Raw genomic sequence first — 17999 nt, forward strand, 5'->3', positions numbered from 1 at the left:
CGAAATTATGAAACGCGCATTTATCCTCTTGCTCGATTCGTTTGGTTTGGGCGCCACGCCCGATGCCGCGAAGTACAACGACGTCGGCGCCAACACCTTCGGCCACATCGCCGAGTGGGCCGCCAAGAGCGGCAAACCGATGTCGCTGCCGACCATGGAAAAACTGGGACTTGCCGCCGCCGCCCATACCGCCAGCGGCCAATGGGCCGCCGGCTTCGAGCAGCGCGAAGGCTTCACCGCCGCCTACGGCGCCGCGCGCGAGCGCTCGACCGGCAAGGACACGCAGTCCGGCCATTGGGAAATCGCCGGCGTGCCGGTGGAATTCGACTGGGGCTACTTCCCGAAAACCGTGCCGTCGTTCCCGGCCGAGCTGACCGCCAAGCTGCAGGAACTGGCCGGCGTGCCTGGATTCCTGGGCGACTGCCACGCATCGGGCACGGAGATCATCAACAAACACGGCGACGAACATGTCGCCAGCGGCAAGCCTATCATCTACACCTCCGCCGACTCGGTGCTGCAGATCGCCGCGCACGAGGAATCGTTCGGCCTGGAGCGCCTGTATGAGATCTGCGAGATCGCCTTCAAGCTGGTCGAGCCATACAACATCGGCCGCGTGATCGCGCGTCCGTTCGTCGGCGCCAACGGCAACTACACCCGCACCACCAACCGCCACGACTACGCGGTCGCACCGCCGGCGCCGACGCTGCTGGACCACGTGAAGAACGACGGCGGCGAAGTCATCGCCCTCGGCAAGATCAGCGACATCTTCGCGACCCAGGGCGTATCGCGTGTGGTCAAGGGCAAGGACAACATGGCGCTGTTCGACGCGCTGCTGAAGGTGGAAGAGGAAGCCGGCGACAAATCGCTGACGTTCGTGAACTTCGTCGACTTCGACCAGGCCTTCGGCCACCGCCGCGACGTCACCGGCTACTCGAACGCGCTGCACGAGATGGATGCGCGCCTGCCGGAGTTCATCGCCAAGCTGAAAGAGGGCGACCTGGTGGTGATCACAGCCGACCATGGCTGCGATCCGACCTGGCCGGGCTCCGACCATACCCGCGAGCATATTCCGATGATCTTCTTCGGCCCGGGCGTGAAGGCGCAGCAGCTGCCGATCTCCGAAACCTTCTCCGACATCGGCCAGACGCTGGCCCATCACCTCGGCGTCAAACCACTTTCCCACGGAAGCAACCTGTTATGAGCATCGTCACGGATTTCAAGCGCAACGAAGCGGTCCCGCTGGACCTGGGCTGGATTAACCACATCCACATCAACAAGAGCGCGGCCGACCGCCGCGCCGCCAGCCTGGCGAACCGCCGCACGGTGAAGAAGGAATACCAGGCCGCATGGCTGGTCAAGGCCATCGGCCTGATCGACCTGACCACGCTGTCCGGCGACGACACGCCGGGCCGCGTCGAGCGCCTGTGCATGAAGGCCATGCGTCCGCTGCGTTCGGACCTGGTCGAGGCCATGGGCCTGCAGGACTACAAGCTGACCACCGGCGCCGTCTGCGTGTACCACGAGATGATCAAGCCGGCGGCGCAGGTGCTGCAAGGCCGCCTGCCTATCGCCGCCGTGTCGACCGGCTTCCCGGCTGGCTTGACCAGCATGGAAACCAAGGTGCGCGAGATTGAATTGTCGGTGGCCGCCGGTGCGACCGAGATCGATATCGTCATCACCCGCCAGCATGTTTTGACCGGCAACTGGCAAGCGCTGTACGACGAGATGCTGGCCTACCGCAAGGCTTGCGGCGAAGCGCACGTCAAGGCGATCCTGGCGACCGGTGAACTGGTCACGCTGGAAAACGTGGCCAAGGCTTCGTGGGTTTGCATGATGGCTGGCGCGGACTTCATCAAGACTTCCACCGGCAAGGAGCCGGTCAACGCGACGATCCCGGTATCGCTGACGATGGTGCGCGCGATCCGCGACTACCACGAGCAGACCGGCTTCAAGATCGGCTACAAGCCCGCGGGCGGCGTGGGCACGGCTAAGGCCGCGCTGCAGTACCTGACGCTGATGAAGGAAGAACTGGGCAACGAGTGGCTGGAGCCGCACCTGTTCCGTATCGGTGCATCGAGCCTGCTGACCGATATCGAACGCCAGCTTGAGCACTATGTGACCGGCAACTACTCCGCCGCACATCGTCATGCTCAACCCTAACGCGCAATCATCAGAACACGGACACGTCATGCCATCAATTAAAGAGATCCTGAATACCATGGAATACGGCCCAGCACCGGAAAGCACGAAAGAAGCGCAAGCGTGGCTGGAGCAGCATGGCCGCACCTTCGGCCTGTTCATCGACAACCAGTGGAGCGAGCCGGGCGAGTTGTTCGCCTCGACCAATCCAGCGGATGCGGCCAAGCTGGCCGACCTGACCCAGGCCACCGGCAGCGACGTCGATCGCGCCGTGGCGGCCGCGCGCGCAGCGCAGCCGGGCTGGCAGGCACTGGGCGGCCATGGCCGCGCAAAGGTCATGTACTCGCTGGCGCGCCTGATGCAGAAGCACGCGCGCCTGTTCGCCGTGCTGGAGACGCTGGACAACGGCAAGACCATCCGCGAAACCCGCGACGTCGACCTGCCGCTGGTGGCGCGTCACTTCTACTACCACGCCGGCTGGGCGCAACTGCAGGCCGAGGAATTCGCGGACTACCGCGCCGTCGGCGTGGTCGGCCAGATCGTGCCGTGGAATTTCCCGCTGCTGATGCTGTCGTGGAAAATCGCTCCGGCCATGGCGGCCGGTAACACCATCGTCTTCAAGCCGGCCGAATTCACGTCGCTGACCGCGATGCTGTTCGCCGAGATCTGCGTGCAGGCCGGCGTGCCTGCCGGTGTGGTCAACATCGTCACCGGCGATGGCCGCGTGGGCGAAGCCATCGTCAACCATCCAGGCATCGACAAGCTGGCCTTCACCGGTTCGACCGAAGTGGGCCGCCTGATCCGCATCGCCACCGCCGGCAGTGGCAAGAAGCTGTCGCTGGAACTGGGCGGCAAGTCGCCGTTCATCGTCTTTGATGATGCCGACCTGGATGCCGCCGTTGAAGGCCTGGTCGATTCGATCTGGTTCAACCAGGGGCAGGTATGCTGCGCTGGTTCGCGCCTGCTGGTGCAGGAATCGGTGCAGGACAAATTCCTGGCCAAGCTGCGCGCCCGCATGGACAAGCTGACCCTCGGTTCGCCGTTGGACAAGTCGATGGACATCGGCGCCCTGGTCGATCCGGTGCAGCGCCAGCGCATCGCCGGCCTGGTCGAATCGGCCCGCGCCGAAGGTTGCGAGGTTTATCAGCCTGCGTGCGACATCCCGGCCAACGGCTCGTGGTTCCCGCCGACGCTGATCACCGGCGCATCGACTTCCGCCGCCGTGGCGCAGGCCGAAATCTTCGGACCGGTGCTGGTGGCGATGAGCTTCCGCACTCCGCCCGAAGCCGTGCAGCTGGCGAACAACACCGTCTACGGCTTGGCCGCCTGCGTCTGGAGCGAGAACATCTCGCTGGCGCTGGACGTCGCGCCGCAGATCAAGGCCGGCGTGGTGTGGATTAACACCGCCAACCAGTTCGACGCCGCTTGCGGCTTCGGCGGCTACCGCGAATCAGGCTTTGGCCGTGAAGGCGGCCGCGAAGGCATGTACGAATACCTGACCGCGAAATCGGAAGATGCGCGTCCAGCGGCGCCGGTCGTTGAAGCCAAGGCCAAAGCCAAGGCGGCAGCACCGGCAGCAGCCGGCGCCTTCGCCATCGACCGCACCGCCAAGTTGTACATCGGCGGCAAGCAGGCCCGCCCTGACGGCGCCTACAGCCGCGCTATTCACGGCGCCGACGGTTCCTTCATCGCCGAAGTCGGCGAAGGCAATCGCAAGGACATCCGCAACGCGGTGGAAGCCGCGCACAAGGCTGGCGGCTGGGCGAAAGCCACGTCGCACAACCGCGCGCAGGTGCTGTACTACATCGCCGAAAACCTGGCCGCGCGCGGCGAGGAATTCGCAGCACGCATCGCCGCGATGACCGGTTCCAAGAACGCGGAAAAAGAAGTGCAGGCTTCGATCGAGCGCCTGTTCTACTACGCGGCATGGGCCGACAAGTACGACGGCCTGGCGCATCAGCCACCGATGCACGGCATCACCGTGGCGCTGAATGAGCCGGTCGGCGTGATCGGCATCGTCTGCCCGAACGAAGCGCCGCTGCTGGGCTTCATCTCGCTGGTGGCGCCGGCGATCGCGCTGGGCAACCGCGTGGTGGTGGTGCCGTCGGAAGCGCATCCGCTGTCGGCCACCGATCTGTATCAGGTGCTCGATACGTCGGACCTGCCGGACGGCGTGGTCAACATCGTCACCGGTTCGGCGGACGAACTGGCGCGCACGCTGGCGACCCACTCGGACATCGACGCGGTATGGCGTCATGACGGTTCGGCTGAAGGCTGTGCTGAAGTGGAGCGCCTGTCGGCTGCTTCGCTCAAGCGCACCTGGGTCGGCGGCGCGAAAGGGCGCGACTGGTATAGCACGGCGCAATCCGGCGGCCGCGCGGTTCTGGCGCATGCATCGCAGGTCAAGAACGTCTGGATTCCATACGGCGTTTAAATAAACATCCGGTGCTACGGGCGGGTCTGCGGACCCGCCCTTGTGCTTTCAACACCCAATAATGTAAAGCGGAGAATTCCATGTTCTTACCTCAAGAGATCATTCGCAAGAAGCGCGACGGCGGCGTACTGACCGCTGAAGAGATCCAGTTCTTCGTTGGCGGCATCACCTCGAACCGCGTCACCGAAGGCCAGATCGCCGCGCTGGCGATGGCGGTCTACTTCAACGACATGACCATGGACGAACGCGTCGCCTTCACGCTGGCGATGCGCGATTCCGGCGAAGTGCTGGACTGGCGCTCGCTGGACCTGCCAGGCCCGGTGGTCGACAAGCACTCGACCGGCGGCGTGGGCGACGTGGTCTCGCTGCTGCTCGGCCCCATGGTCGCGGCCTGCGGCGGCTTCGTGCCGATGATCTCCGGCCGTGGCCTGGGCCACACCGGCGGCACGCTGGACAAGTTCGACTCCATCCCCGGCTACACCACCGTGCCGACCAATGAGCTGTTCCGCAAAGTGGTCAAGGAAGTCGGCGTCGCCATCATCGGCCAGACCTCTTCGCTGGCGCCTTCGGACAAGATCTTCTACGGCGTGCGCGACGTGACGGCCACCGTGGAATCGGTCGCCATGATCACCGGCTCCATCCTGTCGAAGAAGCTGTCGGCTGGCCTGGACGCGCTGGCGATGGACGTTAAAGTGGGCAGCGGCGCCTTCATGCCGACCTACGGCAAATCGGTTGAACTGGCGGACAGCATCGTCAAGGTCGGCAACGGCGCCGGCATGATGACGTCGGCCATCCTGACCGACATGAACGAATCGCTGGCGCCATACGCCGGCAACGCGCTGGAAGTACGCGGCGCGATGGACTACCTGACCGGAAAATCGCGTCCGGCGCGCCTGCACGAAGTGACGATGGCGCTGTGCGCCGAGATGCTGGTGCTGGGCAAACTGGCTGCCACCGAAGAAGAAGCACGCGCCAAGCTGCAGGCATCGCTGGATAGCGGCGAAGCTGCCGAGCGCTTCTCGCGCATGGTGGTGGCGCTGGGCGGTCCTGCCGACTTGATGGCAAATCCGGACAAGTACCTGGAGCGTTCGCCCATCATCGTTCCGGCGCCTGCGCTGGTCTCCGGCTATGCCGCCACCGCCAACTGCCGCGAAATCGGCCTGGCCGTGGTGAGCCTGGGTGGTGGCCGCCGCCGCGCCGCCGATCCGATCGACTTCGCTGTTGGTCTGACCGAGCTGGTTGGCCTGGGCGACAAGATCGAAGCCGGCCAGCCGCTGGCGATGGTGCACGCGCGTACGCAGGAAGCAGCGGAGCAGGCGGTACGCGAAATCCAGGCGGCCTACCAGATAGGCGACGCCGCACCAGCCGCGAATCCCGTTATCTACCGCACCATCCGTCCTTGATCCGGGAGCACGCAATGAACAAACAAGAACTGATCGCCGAAGCCGCCGCCGCGCGCCTGAAGGCATACACGCCGTACTCCAACTTCAAGGTCGGAGCGGCGCTGCTGACCAACGACGGCAAGGTTTTCCACGGCTGTAACGTGGAAAATGCTTCCTATGGCCTGTGCAACTGCGCCGAGCGCACCGCCTTCTTCAGCGCTTTCGCCCACGGCTACAGGCAGGGCGACTTCGACCAGCTGGTCGTCATCGGCGAAACCGACGGTCCTATCGCGCCTTGCGGCGCATGCCGCCAGGTGATCCTGGAATTGGGCGGCAACGAGCTGCCGGTGCTGCTGACTAACCTCAAAGGCGACATCTACGAAACCACGGCGGCCGAACAACTGCCGAACGCCTTCGGCGGCGCTGACTTGAAGAAGAAATAAGCTTGGCCTTCAAGAAGACAATCGATGTGCAGGCCGCCGTCGCGATCGCGGCGGCGGAGGCCATCGCCGCGAAGACGCAGGGCACCTTCGGTGTCGGCGGTTTGATGCTCGACCAGCACGGCAACGTGCTGCAGTCGCTGCACAACAACGTTATCAAGCAAGGGCTGATCTTCGACCCGACCGCGCATGGCGAACGCCAGTTGATCGACTGGTACTACGCCGAACGCGCCAAGGGCCGCGACCTGCCGGAGCCGCAGGACGTCACCATCGTCACGTCGCTCGATCCGTGCTGCATGTGCAGTGGCGCGATCCTGGCGGGTGGCTTCAATGTGGTGGTGGCCGCGCCGGATAAAAGCGCGGGCGTCAACCACGATGCCAGCGCCACCTTCGATGCGCTGCCGGAAGCGCTGCGGCCGCAAGCCGAGGCGACGTTCAGCTACCCGGCCATTCTCGGCTCGTCGCTGTACGCGCGCGCCGCGTCTGGCGCCGCGCCGAAGTCTTTCTTCATCGGTAAAACCATCTCCGAACCGACGCAGGCCTTATGCTCATTGGTGTTCGAGGCCACGTCGGGTGAGGTGATGGAGTTGTTCAATACCGACCTGCCGCAACAACAATTGAAATGTCCGCTGACGCTGGCGCCCGATCACGCCATCGTGCGCGCGCTGCGCCAGCTGTACCCGGACGCCTTGGCCTACCGCTGCACGCCGCAGCAGCCGGATGCCGGCCTCGCACCCTTCCTGCTCCAGGCGATGGCGCGCGACCGTGAACACGGCGGGGCAGGGGATGCGGTGGCCTTGCTGGATTCGTTCGGCAATCTGCTGCTTTGCATGCCGGGCCGGATGTCGCAGTCCGGCATCCGCAGCGCCTTCATGGAAACCACGCGCGCCTACGCGCAGCTGCGCTACAAGCTGATGGCCGGCGCCACGCCGGCGCAGCAGGAGGAAGTGCGCCAGTATCTCGGCCATCCCAAGGACGGCACCTTCGTCTTCGCCAAGGGGCCGGACAGCAGCGCGATCAGCATCATGAACCTGGGCGCCTACGGCTCGACGATGGAAGGCCCGCTGCCGCTGAAAAATCCGACGCAGTTCCAGTACGTCGTGCCGGGCATGCCGGAGGACGAACTGGCCGCGCTGTGCGGCGCCATGCCGCCGCTGTACCGCAACATCATCCGCATCCGCCCCACGCAAGTGGCCGACCAGGATCTGATTTCCGCGCTGGCATGATTACAGATACGTTCTCCCGCCTAATGGAGCTGGTCACAGCGCTACACGGAATTTCGCCCAACCGTTTTTTTAATATGCTCAGGGACGCTGCGAACGTTGACGAGTTTTATAGTGCTGCCCTGGCACTTGGCTATGCCGCGAATTCGAAGGAACTTCGGGACACTTATGAGGAACAAGTCCACAGCCTGTCGGAGGATATCCGGCGGGAGGTTGAAAAGCTCAATTCCTTTTTCCGGATAAAGCTGATTCCAAGTTCACCCTCGCAAAAACAAAGTTGGGAAAATTTTGTCTCACGGGACCTTGGCGGACGGTATGCGTTCCGTGATGACGGGTCGCTGGAAATCAGCCTTCTTGATGCGAAGCTTCACGATTCGGTACTCCATGTGAAGCGGGTATGGAGCCACGTCAGCAGTTTCGATGGGTCGCTGACTGACTTCAAAATCAAGCTCGATGCGAACCAAGTTACGGAAGTGCGAGCGAGGCTGGCGGAAGTACGCCGTATCAGATCAGGCGCAGTGTTACCGCCTTGAGGGTGGCGGCGGCGCGCGTTGTGCATTCCAGTTTTCGAAACACGTTTTCCACATGCGTGCGCACTGTGCTCGGGCTGATCGCCAACGAGCGTGCCACTTCCTTGTTGGTCAGGCCCAGGCTGATGCCGCGGAAAACTTCAGTCTCCCGTTCCGTCAACATGACGTTGTCCTGCGCGCCGTCCGCAGCCGGCGCCGAGCCGCCGCAGATCGCCCGCACGGCGGCGCTGTCGAAGCGGCCGGCGTCGGCTTCCGCTTCCAGCAGCGCGCGCGCCGCATCCTGCGTCATCGCTGCGCGCCAAGGCCGGAGCGACCGCAGCGCGATCCATGCCGATGCGGCGGCCACGATCCGTCCCTCGATTGGAATCGACGCCGCCACGCAAGCGCGGAAGGCGCCGCTGCCGTCCAGCCGTTCGGCGGCATAGGAGCCGGCGTCCGCCGCGCCGGCCAGGGCGCCGATGCGCGTGGTGGCGCGGCTTGTCCAGTATGGAGCCAACCGCAGTTGTTCGCGTGCCGCCGCGGACAGCCGGCCGGTGATGTTCCATACCGAATTGGGCACCGCCGCGCGGCCGATGCCATGCACCAGCGCCGCACGGTGGCAGCGCTCAGCTGTCTCCATGCCGAGTCCCATCGCAACCGCGCCGCAACGCGCCGCCTCCGCCACGCGACGCGAGTAGCCGGTCATCCACGGCAGCTTCAGGTCGATCACGTCGGCCAGCAGTTCCAGCGACACGGTACCCTGATCGGCCAGCGCGCCGAATGACAGCGACGCCTGCCAGCTCTCGTCGCGGTCCAGTACTTCCAGCCAGGATGCGGCCTGCCGCAGCGCGATCGCCGCCAGCTGCGCCGGGTAAGCCTTGCCGCTTTTGTGCCCGATGATGTCGAGCATGCGCTCCACACCTTGCGCGCGGCTGAGGACTTCGATGTCGCTGGCCAAGGCCACGATGTAGACGCTCGCCGGTACGTTGGATCCGCTGCCGTCTGCGGTCGCGAAGATGGAACGCAACGCCAGTTCGACATCGGCCGGAACGCTGAGCATGCGGGCGATGTCTCCCGACACTTCGCAATGGATTTCAGACAGCTGGTGGCGGGCGTCCATCACCTGCCTGCCTATCGCGGCGTAGGCCGGATCGCTGGTTTTCTGCGACATCAACAGCGCGCGGCCGCCGACATCGTCGCCAATCAGCGCGCTGAAATCCGGCGCGTTGGCGGTGCAGCCCGACCAGCGCAGCAGCGCGACCTGCTGCACCGCCTCGCAATCGCGGGCGTCGCAGCCGGAGGCGAGGGCCAGGCGTGCGGCCAGCCACGCGGTGCGCAGCGAATGATCGGTGGGCTGGCCCATGCTCAAGTCGCCGACGTAGGCCAGCGCGCGCATGGTGTCTGTGATGGAGACGGGAGTTTCGGAATGCATCGGCCGATTATAGCCATCTTTGCCTCGCGGCCGGCATCGGACATTCGACCGATTACGGCGCGGCGCCGGGCGCGGCATAGTGCGGCCTCCACTTCATCCATCCGAGGACTCAGCATGAAATTCATCTCCACCCTGATCGCGGTCGCCACACTGGCCACCGCCGGCGCCAGTTTCGCCGCCGACCGCCAACTGCACCTGCGCGGCGAAGTGACCGCGGCCAGCGCCAACGAATTGACCATCGTCGACCGCAAGGGCGTCAAGACCACGGTGCAGCTGCCGGAGAAGGCGCAGGTACTGGACGTATCGCGCAGCAGCCAGGCGGCGATCCAGGAAAACAGCTTCCTCGGCATAGCCGCGGCTCCGGCCCCGGATGGAAAGATCCGGGCGACGGGCGTGATGATCTTCCCGGAAGCGGCGCGCGGCATGAACGAGGGCCACTACCCTTGGGACAACATGGAGCAGGGCACCATGACCAACGCCACCGTCGCCAAAGTGATCAAGAAATCCAGCAGCACCGAATTGGAGATGCGCTTTGGCGGCAGGACCCAGCAGGTGATGCTGGACAAAGCCACCATCTACGGCCAGTTCGTGCAGGGCGATCGCAAACTGTTGGTGGCCGGCGCCAAGGTCATGGTCATCGGCGCGGAAGGCGCTGACGGCAAGGTCCACGCCAACGCCGTGCTGGTAGGCCGCGACGGCTTCATGCCGCCGCTTTAATCCTCAGGATCATAAGTGCCGATGCTCCAGATGTGGCCCTCGGGGTCGCGGCAGGTGAAGCCGCGGCCGCCGTAGTCTTCGTCTTTGATGTCGAGCAGGATCTCGCCGCCGGCCTGCTTGACGCGGTCGTAGACCTGGTCGGCGTCGTTGACGACCAGGTAGGAGCTCTGCGTGTTGAACTGGCCGATCTCGGAAGGCTGTTTCATCAGCCGCCCAAACTCGGTGTTGAACACCGATCCGAGCATGATCATGCTGTTGCCGAAACCGAGTTGCGCGTGCGCGATGCTGCCGTCTTCGTTCGGCACCACCAGCGTCGCTTCGAAGCCGAAAGTGGTACACAGCCAGTCGATGGCGGCCGGCGCGTCGCGGTAGCGCATGCACGGTATGACGTTGCAGCGGGTCTGCTTGGGTATGCTGGACATTGTTCTCTCCCTGTCGTGGTCTGGAAAAGATTCGATCACCAATTACACCATTCGTTCGCCGGGCCCACGCGGCCCGGCGGTGCGATAAAGTATATATTGATAACGCTCAGGGGGCGATTACATTTGCTGGAACAAATGGGTGTTGCCCCGGCTGACTTCCAGCTGCTCGCTGAAGTTGCGGATCTTGACCATCTGCCGTCCGCGCAAGTCGCGCGTGACTTCTTCGATGGCGTCGACCCGCACCAGCGTCGAGCGGTGGATGCGCCAGAATTCGTCCGGGTCCAGTTCGTCCACCAGCTCCTTCAGCGTTTTACGTATCAACACTTCCGCCTGCGCGGTCTGCACCCGCGTGTACTTTTCGTCGGCGCGGAAGAACAGCACTTCGCGCGTGCTGATCATGCGCAGGTTGCTGCCCACCACCGCCTGGATCCAGCGCAGGTAGTCCGGCCTGGCGGCCGGCGTGCTCTGGCTCGACAGCAGCTGGCTCAGTTGCCGCTCGATGTTGGACGGCTGCTGGCCGATCAGCGTCTGCAGCCGCGCGCAGGTGGTCTTCAGGCGTTCGCCGCCGGCCGGCTTGAGCAGGTAGTCGAGCGCGCCCTGTTCGAAGGCCTCGATCGCGTACTGGTCGTAGGCCGTCACGAACACCAGGTGGCAGCGGTTGAACAGCATGCGCGCCGCCTCGATGCCGGACAGCCCGGGCATGCGGATGTCGAGGAAGACGATGTCCGGCTGGTACTGCCCGGCCAGCGCCACTGCCTCGATGCCGTTGGCCGCTTCGGCGATGATCTCCAGCCCCGGCCACGCCTCTTGCAGGCGCGCGCGCAGCTGGCGGCGCATCGGTTCCTCGTCGTCGGCGATCAGCGCGGTGGCGCGGCGCTGGCCGTCCGGTGTGATGTTCATCATGTCGAGCTCCCGGCGAAAATGTCCGGCGCGTACGGGATGCGGATGGTGGCGCGCGTGCCGCCGGTCAGCGGCGCTTCGATCACCAGCTGCGCGCGGTTGCCGTACAGGATGCGCAGGCGCTCCCGCACATTGGTCAGCCCGAGGCCGTCGCCGGCGTGGAGGTTGAAGCCGATGCCGTCGTCCAGCACATCCACCTGCAGCATGGCGCCGTCGACGCTGGCGCGGATGTCGATGCGGCCGCCCTCGATCTTCGGTTCCAGCCCGTGCTTGATGGCGTTCTCGATCAGGATCTGCAGCATCATCACGGGGAAGGTGGCGCTCAGCATTTCCGGCTGCACGTCGATCGACACCGCCAGCCGCGCGCCCATGCGCGCCTGCATGATGGCCAGGTAGGCGCGCGACATCTCGATCTGCCGGCCCAGCGTCCCGCTGCCCTTGGCGCGCATCTGCGGCAGCGTGGCGCGCAGGTAGTCGATCAGGTTCTGGTGGATGCGCGCGGCCTGCGGCGGATCGGTCTCGATCAGCTGGCCGATCAGCGCGAGCGTGTTGAACAAGAAGTGCGGCTCGACCTGCGCCTGCAAGGCCGCCATGCGCGCCTCGACCACGCGCCGCTCCATGCCTTCCTCGTCGGCGTGGCTGGTGGCTTGGCGCGCGGCGATCTCGGCCTTGCGCTTGCCGCCGGCCAGCAACTTCAGGCCCAGCGACAGCCCGATGAAGGCGATGGTTTGCTTGGGCAGGCCGAACGGCGTCAGGCCGAACAGCAGCAACAGCAGCCACACCATCATCAGCTTGCGCCACTCGACCTGTGCCAGCCAGTCGAAGAAACGCCACCACATGCTGGTGGCGGTCTCGCCGATCTCGCGGATGATGTCGAGCAGGCTTTTGGCGTTGTCGTAGCCGGCCTTGGCCAGCCCGCGTTTTTTCATTGCTGGTGCTCCCGGCGACGCTGGCGGCGGCCGCCGATCACGCACACGCCGACCGCGATCTTCAGCAGCATGAAGAAGGCGAACAGCACCAGCGCCAGCGGCAGGATGCTCACGATGAAGGCCAGGATCAACGCGGCGCCCAGCAGCGCCGGCGGCGACATGCGTTGCACCAGCCGCAGGCCGTAGCGCACGGTCTGCGCGAAGGCGCGGAAGATTTCTTCCATCAGATCCGTCACGGCCTGGCTGTTGAATTTGCTCATTTGAGGCTCCATCAAAATCGTTGCGATGGAATCACTGTAGCAAAGCGCGGCGGCGTGCTGTTGCGGATTCCGATCAACTGCGTTTTGAGCGGGATGACCGGCTATTCCGGAGGATAAACGGCGGGTAAATCAGTGCTGCGGCGTAACGCTTGTTGCGGCGTTCCAGTCGCTGCGCAGCAGGCCATAGATGACGCTGTCCGAGATTTCGCCGCCGACGAACCAGCGCTCGCGCAGCAAGCCTTCGCGCTGGAAGTGCAGGCCTTCCAGGATGCGGCCGGAGGCAATGTTGTCGGGATGGATATCGGCTTCGATGCGGTGCAGTTCCAGCGGGCCGAAGCCGTAGTCGATCAGCGCCGCCAGCGCCTCCTGCATGTAGCGCTTGCCCCAGTGCGGCCGCGCCAGCATGTAGCCGATGTCGCAGCGGTGGTTGCGGCGGTCGAAGGCGTACAGCGTGACGGTGCCGATCAATTCGCCGTCCGGCAGCACCATCGCCAGGCGCAGCGCAGTGCCGTCCTGGTAGCCCTTGAGGGTCTGCTCGATGTTGTCGTCGGCCTGGGCGGCGTGCAGCCAGGGGCCGCTGCTCCAGTAGCGCAGCGCGACCGGATCGGAGAACAGGCGGAACAATGCCTCGGCGTCGCCGGGGGCGACGAAGCGCAGGGTCAGGCGGGCGGTGTGCAGCTGGAAGGGCTCGAAACTGGGCATGCTGATCATCTGGTGAGGGCTGTCGATCCCCCAGCTTAGCGGATTTCGTTGGGCAGTTGGTGATTTTCGTAATGCTAACGTTGGGAAATAATGATATTATTAGGGCAATAGTCGTTAACTTTCTAATATTTCATCCAGGGATCGCTCCATGAACGCTCGTACTTGCATCGCCCTCGCCGTCGCAACCCTGCTGTCGGGAACCGCCTACGCCGCGCCGCTGACCGCCAACCAGATGCTGCAACAATTTAACGTTGTTGTCAGCGGCAACCTGACCTCCACCTCGCACGTCGACGGCCGCAGCTATGTGGGCCTGAACGCCAACGGCGGCGATTACGTGCAACACGTGAACGACACGCCAGCCTCGGCCTACGCCGGCCTGACCGTGGGCGGCACCCTGAGCGGCAACGTGCACGTGAACGGCCTGGGCCTGGTGACCGGCGGCGACGCCAACGGTATCAACGTCAACAGCGGCGCCTCGTACGTGGGCGGCTCGGCCAGCGGTTCCAGCTTCAACGGCGACGCCTGGGTGACCGGCACCGCCAGCAGCGTCAACTTCAACGGCGGCACCCATGCGGGCAGCTACGTCAACACCAACCACAACAACGTGATCAGCGCGCCGACCGCCGTGATGAACAGCACGCTGGCTGCGTCGACCTCGACCAACTTCGGCGCGGTGATGACCGGCCTGTCGAGCCAGCTGTCGGCGATGCACGCGACGGACGGCACCAAGGTCACCTACAGCAACAACGACAGCAACGTGCTGCTGAGCGGCAAGGCCGTCAACGGCGTGCTGGTGTTCGACCTGACCAAGGAAGACAGCAAGATCTTCTCGAGCAAGGTGACCGATATCTCGTTCAACCTGACCGGCGCCAGCACGGTGATCTTCAACACCGACGACAGCGACTTGAGCCTGTACGCCAATTTCAACCAGGCGCAAACGCTGGGCAGCAAACTGATCTGGAACTTCGCCGGCCACAACAACAGCGTCACGGTCGGCCGCACCTTCGGCGGCCAGGTGTTGGTGGCGGATGGCACGTTCAGCAACGTCGGCGGCGCCAACGTCGAGGGCGGCGTGTTCGCCAAGACGCTGAACCAGTACGGCGAGATTCACCTGCAGAGCTTTACCGGCACGGTGCCTACCGCCCCGGTGCCGGAACCGGAAACCTACGCCATGCTGCTGGCCGGGCTGGGCGTGATGGGGGCGATGCTGCGCCGCCGCAAAAAACAGGGCTGAGGTATTTACCGACGGCAATTTTATGGTATCCTTGAAGTAATTTAAATTGCTATCAAGGAACTATTCATGGTCGCTGTCACGAAAACCGCTGTTTCCGCTGTTGTTCTTGCAATCGCTTCCTTGAGTGGCGCGCAGGCTGCCGTGCTGGATCTGAGTCTGCACGGCGCCAATGTGTTCGCGTTCACCGACTTCAAGGCGCCCAGCTCCGACGTCGAAGGCTCCATCATGGCGGGCCGCGATGTCCAGCTGGCCAATTACTCCGTCAATGCCAACAACGTCGACATTTTCGGCGGCTATTCGCTGATCGCAGGCCGCGACCTGAAGTTCACCAGCGGCTCGATCAAGAACGGCGACACCTACGTCGGCGGCAAGGCCAGCCTGACCCAGAGTGTCGACGTGTATTCGAAGATCAAGACCGGCGCCGCGCCTGTCGACATGAACGCGCTGGCTGGCAAGCTGACGGCCACTTCCAGCTCGCTGGCCAAGCTGTCGACCACCGGCACCGCCACCGAGCAGTGGGGCGGCCTGAATATCGCCGGCAGCAAGAAGGGCGTGGAGGTGTTCGACATCGACGCCAAGACGCTGTCGAAAGTCAGCTACTTCAACTTCAGTGGCTTGAACGCCGGCTCCACGCTGATCCTCAACGTCAGCGGCGACAAGGCCAGCTTCAACGGCGGCTACCAGGGCTTCGAGAACTACAACGTGGTGTTCAATTTCTACCAGGCGACCGACCTGGGCATCCACACCGGCGTGACCGCCAACATCCTGGCGCCACGGGCCCGCGTGGATGGCGGCAGCGGTGTTATCAATGGCAATGTGATCGTCGATTCCTGGGCTTCGTCGGTGCAGATCAACGCCAATCACTTCTTCAAGCCGACCGACGTGAGAGGCTTCATCACCCCCGTGCCGGAACCGGAAACCTACGCCATGCTGCTGGCCGGCCTGGGCGTGGTGGGCTTCATGGCGCGCCGTCGCAAGCAGGCGGCGGCACGCTGATCGCCGACAGCACCATATCGACGATGACCTTCTCGGCATCGTCGAAGTCTTTCTTGGTCAGCTGCTTGCGGTTCAACACCAGCGCCATCTGCGCCGAAAAGTCCGCATAGGACTGCGTCATCGCCCAGATGGCGAACAGCAGATGGGTCGCGTTGATCGGCGCGATCTTCCCTTCGCTGATCCACTTTTCGAACACCTCGATATCCTTGCGAACCAGCGGCACCACGCGGTTCTGGATCTGCGCGCCGTACAGCTGCGCGCCGCTGATCACCTCCATCGCGTACACGCGCGAGGCCCACGGCTGCTCGCGCGAGAACTTCAGCTTGGCCTGCACGTAGGTGCGCAGCACGTCGCGCGGATCCTGGTCGCCGGAGGCCAGGTTCTCCATCCGTTCCAGCCAGTCGTCCAGCACCTCGTCCAGCACGCGCTGGTACAGCGCCTGCTTGGTGGGGAAGTAGTACATCAGGTTCTGCTTCGACAGGCCGGCGTTCTCCGCCACCGTGGCGATCGAGGTGCCCTCGTAGCCGCATTCGGCGAACACCCGCACCGCCTCGGCGGCGATGTCGGCTTCCAGTTTGTCGCGATTGAGAATGCGCCGTTTGATCTTCGGCGCTGGCTCGGCATTCAGTTTTGCTGTCGGCATGTGAGTCTCAGGAAGGTCAGGAGTTGTGGGTGGTCGGTGTAGGCGACGTTGAAGCGGAACCAGATCGATTCGGGCGCACGCAGCATGAAGAAATCGCACGGCGACAGCAGGATGCCGGATTTGAGCGCCAGGTCGGCGATGATCTTGCCGTTCCATTCGGCGGTCGGCGCCTGGTCCCAGCCGGCGCTGACGAACATGCCGCCGCGCGGGCGGGCCAGCGGCTCCAAGCCCACGCTGCGCAGGCTGTCGATGGCGCGTTCGCGCCCGGCCGCCAGCTGCGCGGCCAGCTTGTCCACCATGCGCTTGTAGGGCCGCGCGGTGATGGCGTGGTAGACGGCGCGCTCGTTGATCTCGGAGGTGGTCAGCCCGGCCAGCATCTTCACCCGCAGCAGCTCGGGGATCAGCGAGGCCGAGGCGCAGATCGATCCCACCCGCAGCACCGGCGACAGCGTCTTGGAGAAGCTGCCGACGCGGATCACGCGGCGCAGGCCGTCCATCGCCGCCAACGAGGCTTCGCCGCGCGGCGCCAGCTCGCGGTAGATGTCGTCCTCCACCAGCCAGAAATCGAACTGCTCGGCGAGACCCAGCAGGCGGTGCGCCTGTGCCGCGCTGAGCGAGGTGCCCAGCGGGTTTTGCAGCACCGTGTTGACGAACATGAGCTTGGGCTGGGTTTGCGCGGCCTGGTTGGCCAGCGTGTCGAAATCCAGCCCATGCGCGCCGCGTGGAATCCCGACCGGGACGCAGCCGTGGTGGCGTATCAGCGACAGCAGGTTGCTGTAGCCCGGATCCTCGACAAACACGGTGTCGCCCGGCTTGGTCAGCGTGCGCAGGATCAGGTCGAAAGCGTGGGTGGCGCCATGCGTCAGCAGCACCTGTTCCGGCTCGACCGGAAACAGCTCGTCGCTCAGCGTGGAAGACAGCTGCTGCCGCAGCGACGGAAAGCCCAGCGGATGGCCGTAGCCGCGCAGCCGCGTGGCCGGGATGCGCATCGCCTGGCGAACGGCGTCGAGGATGGTGTCCTCGCCGTACCACTCGGGCGGCAGCCAGCCGGCGCCCACAGCAAGCGCCTCGGAGGTGCCGGAATACAGGTCGGGGGTGAGGGCGTCGATGGCGGTCGGCGTGGCCTGCAGCGCGGAGGGCAGCAGCGTGGCCGGCACGTCCTGGCGGGCGACGAAATAGCCCGAACCGCGGCGCGACGACAACAGTCCCAAGGTCACCAGCCGGTCGTAGGACTCGACAACTGTAAAGGTGCTGATGCCATTACACTTGGCAAATTGCCGCACCGACGGCATTTTCGTTCCTATGCGCAACTCCCTGCGGCCCACCATCGCGCTGATGGCCGCGACGATCTGCTCGACCAGGCTGCCTTTCTTGCTGCGCTCTATGGCGAGTACCGGCCAGCCCGCCGCTTCGGGCGCGCAGCCGGTTTGATCGATCACAGAAATCGCTGGTTCCATCCTTGACTCCATCTGCTGCGAAAAGCAAAACTGTAGTGTTTTTGTTGCCAGTACGGTTGGACAGTTTTGATATTTGTGTATCTGTGCCATAGTTGTTGCGCTGTCTATTATTGCATCATCATTTTGCCAACTGGTAAATTTTTTTACGGTTCGTCAAAAAAAATCCGCAAGTCAGTTCCT

Annotated in this window: 18 protein-coding genes; 10 read left to right on the forward strand and 8 right to left on the reverse strand. The window is 64.3% G+C overall.

Features of this window, described 5'->3' with window-relative positions; translation table 11 throughout:
• The first annotated feature begins 7 nt into the window (after positions 1-7).
• The 7 genes from ACUJB0_RS11010 (at position 8) to ACUJB0_RS11040 (ending at position 8151) form a co-directional block, all read left to right on the forward strand.
• Positions 8-1201 (forward strand): phosphopentomutase, encoded by a 1194-nt coding sequence (locus tag ACUJB0_RS11010; protein WP_161083821.1) that lies wholly within the window; start codon positions 8-10, stop codon positions 1199-1201.
• Positions 1198-2160: a deoxyribose-phosphate aldolase gene (deoC, locus tag ACUJB0_RS11015; RefSeq protein WP_444845260.1), complete on the forward strand. Its 963-nt coding sequence runs from the start codon at positions 1198-1200 to the stop codon at positions 2158-2160. Before ACUJB0_RS11010 ends, deoC begins: the two co-directional genes overlap by 4 nt.
• A 28-nt stretch (positions 2161-2188) precedes the next feature.
• Positions 2189-4573, forward strand: coding sequence for an aldehyde dehydrogenase family protein (locus tag ACUJB0_RS11020; RefSeq protein ID WP_444845261.1), 2385 nt, complete (start codon positions 2189-2191; stop codon positions 4571-4573).
• An 80-nt stretch (positions 4574-4653) separates the two neighbouring features.
• The gene (gene deoA, locus ACUJB0_RS11025; RefSeq protein WP_444845262.1) at positions 4654-5976 is read left to right on the forward strand and encodes a thymidine phosphorylase; all 1323 of its coding nucleotides are present in this window, start codon (positions 4654-4656) and stop codon (positions 5974-5976) included.
• A gap of 14 nt (positions 5977-5990) precedes the next feature.
• Positions 5991-6398 carry a cytidine deaminase gene (locus ACUJB0_RS11030; protein ID WP_444845263.1) on the forward strand — a complete coding sequence of 136 codons (408 nt, stop codon included), beginning with the start codon at positions 5991-5993 and terminating at the stop codon, positions 6396-6398.
• A 2-nt stretch (positions 6399-6400) separates the two neighbouring features.
• Positions 6401-7621 (forward strand): nucleoside deaminase, encoded by a 1221-nt coding sequence (locus ACUJB0_RS11035; protein ID WP_444845264.1) that lies wholly within the window; start codon positions 6401-6403, stop codon positions 7619-7621.
• Positions 7618-8151 carry a hypothetical protein gene (locus tag ACUJB0_RS11040; RefSeq protein WP_444845265.1) on the forward strand — a complete coding sequence of 178 codons (534 nt, stop codon included), beginning with the start codon at positions 7618-7620 and terminating at the stop codon, positions 8149-8151. The genes ACUJB0_RS11035 and ACUJB0_RS11040 overlap by 4 nt, the downstream gene beginning before the upstream one ends.
• On the opposite strand, the gene ACUJB0_RS11045 is transcribed toward ACUJB0_RS11040, so the two are convergent.
• Entirely contained in the window at positions 8123-9559 is a 1437-nt protein-coding gene (locus tag ACUJB0_RS11045; protein WP_444845266.1) for an HD domain-containing phosphohydrolase, read from the reverse strand. The genes ACUJB0_RS11040 and ACUJB0_RS11045 overlap by 29 nt on opposite strands.
• 114 nt (positions 9560-9673) lie before the next feature.
• On the opposite strand from ACUJB0_RS11045, the gene ACUJB0_RS11050 reads away from it, so the two are divergent.
• A complete protein-coding gene (locus ACUJB0_RS11050; protein WP_444845267.1) occupies positions 9674-10276 on the forward strand; it encodes a hypothetical protein in 603 nt (200 codons plus the stop codon).
• Here ACUJB0_RS11050 and ACUJB0_RS11055 read toward each other — a convergent pair.
• From ACUJB0_RS11055 to ACUJB0_RS11075, 5 genes are all read right to left on the reverse strand, one after another.
• Positions 10273-10698: a VOC family protein gene (locus ACUJB0_RS11055; protein WP_444845268.1), complete on the reverse strand. Its 426-nt coding sequence runs from the start codon at positions 10696-10698 to the stop codon at positions 10273-10275. The two genes, ACUJB0_RS11050 and ACUJB0_RS11055, sit on opposite strands and share 4 nt — an antisense overlap.
• 117 nt (positions 10699-10815) lie before the next feature.
• Positions 10816-11598, reverse strand: coding sequence for a LytR/AlgR family response regulator transcription factor (locus ACUJB0_RS11060; protein WP_161088955.1), 783 nt, complete (start codon positions 11596-11598; stop codon positions 10816-10818).
• Positions 11598-12527: a sensor histidine kinase gene (locus ACUJB0_RS11065; RefSeq protein WP_444845269.1), complete on the reverse strand. Its 930-nt coding sequence runs from the start codon at positions 12525-12527 to the stop codon at positions 11598-11600. The genes ACUJB0_RS11060 and ACUJB0_RS11065 overlap by 1 nt, the downstream gene beginning before the upstream one ends.
• Positions 12524-12787 carry a hypothetical protein gene (locus ACUJB0_RS11070; RefSeq protein WP_444845270.1) on the reverse strand — a complete coding sequence of 88 codons (264 nt, stop codon included), beginning with the start codon at positions 12785-12787 and terminating at the stop codon, positions 12524-12526. The genes ACUJB0_RS11065 and ACUJB0_RS11070 overlap by 4 nt, the downstream gene beginning before the upstream one ends.
• Positions 12788-12916: 129 nt before the next feature.
• On the reverse strand, positions 12917-13489 hold the full coding sequence (locus tag ACUJB0_RS11075) for a GNAT family N-acetyltransferase (RefSeq protein ID WP_444845271.1): 573 nt from the start codon (positions 13487-13489) through the stop codon (positions 12917-12919).
• 148 nt (positions 13490-13637) lie between these two features.
• On the opposite strand from ACUJB0_RS11075, the gene ACUJB0_RS11080 reads away from it, so the two are divergent.
• Together ACUJB0_RS11080 and ACUJB0_RS11085 are read left to right on the forward strand one after the other, a co-directional pair.
• Entirely contained in the window at positions 13638-14723 is a 1086-nt protein-coding gene (locus tag ACUJB0_RS11080) for a collagen-binding domain-containing protein (RefSeq protein WP_444845272.1), read from the forward strand.
• A gap of 141 nt (positions 14724-14864) precedes the next feature.
• Complete coding sequence (locus tag ACUJB0_RS11085) at positions 14865-15719, forward strand: choice-of-anchor A family protein (protein WP_444845273.1); 855 nt, start codon at positions 14865-14867, stop codon at positions 15717-15719.
• On the opposite strand, the gene ACUJB0_RS11090 is transcribed toward ACUJB0_RS11085, so the two are convergent.
• Together ACUJB0_RS11090 and ACUJB0_RS11095 are read right to left on the reverse strand one after the other, a co-directional pair.
• Positions 15682-16362, reverse strand: a complete 681-nt coding sequence (locus tag ACUJB0_RS11090) for a TetR family transcriptional regulator C-terminal domain-containing protein (RefSeq protein WP_444845274.1) — start codon at positions 16360-16362, stop codon at positions 15682-15684. The genes ACUJB0_RS11085 and ACUJB0_RS11090 overlap by 38 nt on opposite strands.
• Entirely contained in the window at positions 16344-17819 is a 1476-nt protein-coding gene (locus ACUJB0_RS11095) for an aminotransferase-like domain-containing protein (protein WP_444845275.1), read from the reverse strand. The genes ACUJB0_RS11090 and ACUJB0_RS11095 overlap by 19 nt, the downstream gene beginning before the upstream one ends.
• Between the last annotated feature and the right edge of the window lie 180 nt (positions 17820-17999).

Source organism: Duganella caerulea (genome assembly GCF_040362985.1).
Lineage (GTDB): Bacteria > Pseudomonadota > Gammaproteobacteria > Burkholderiales > Burkholderiaceae_D > Rugamonas > Rugamonas vulcania.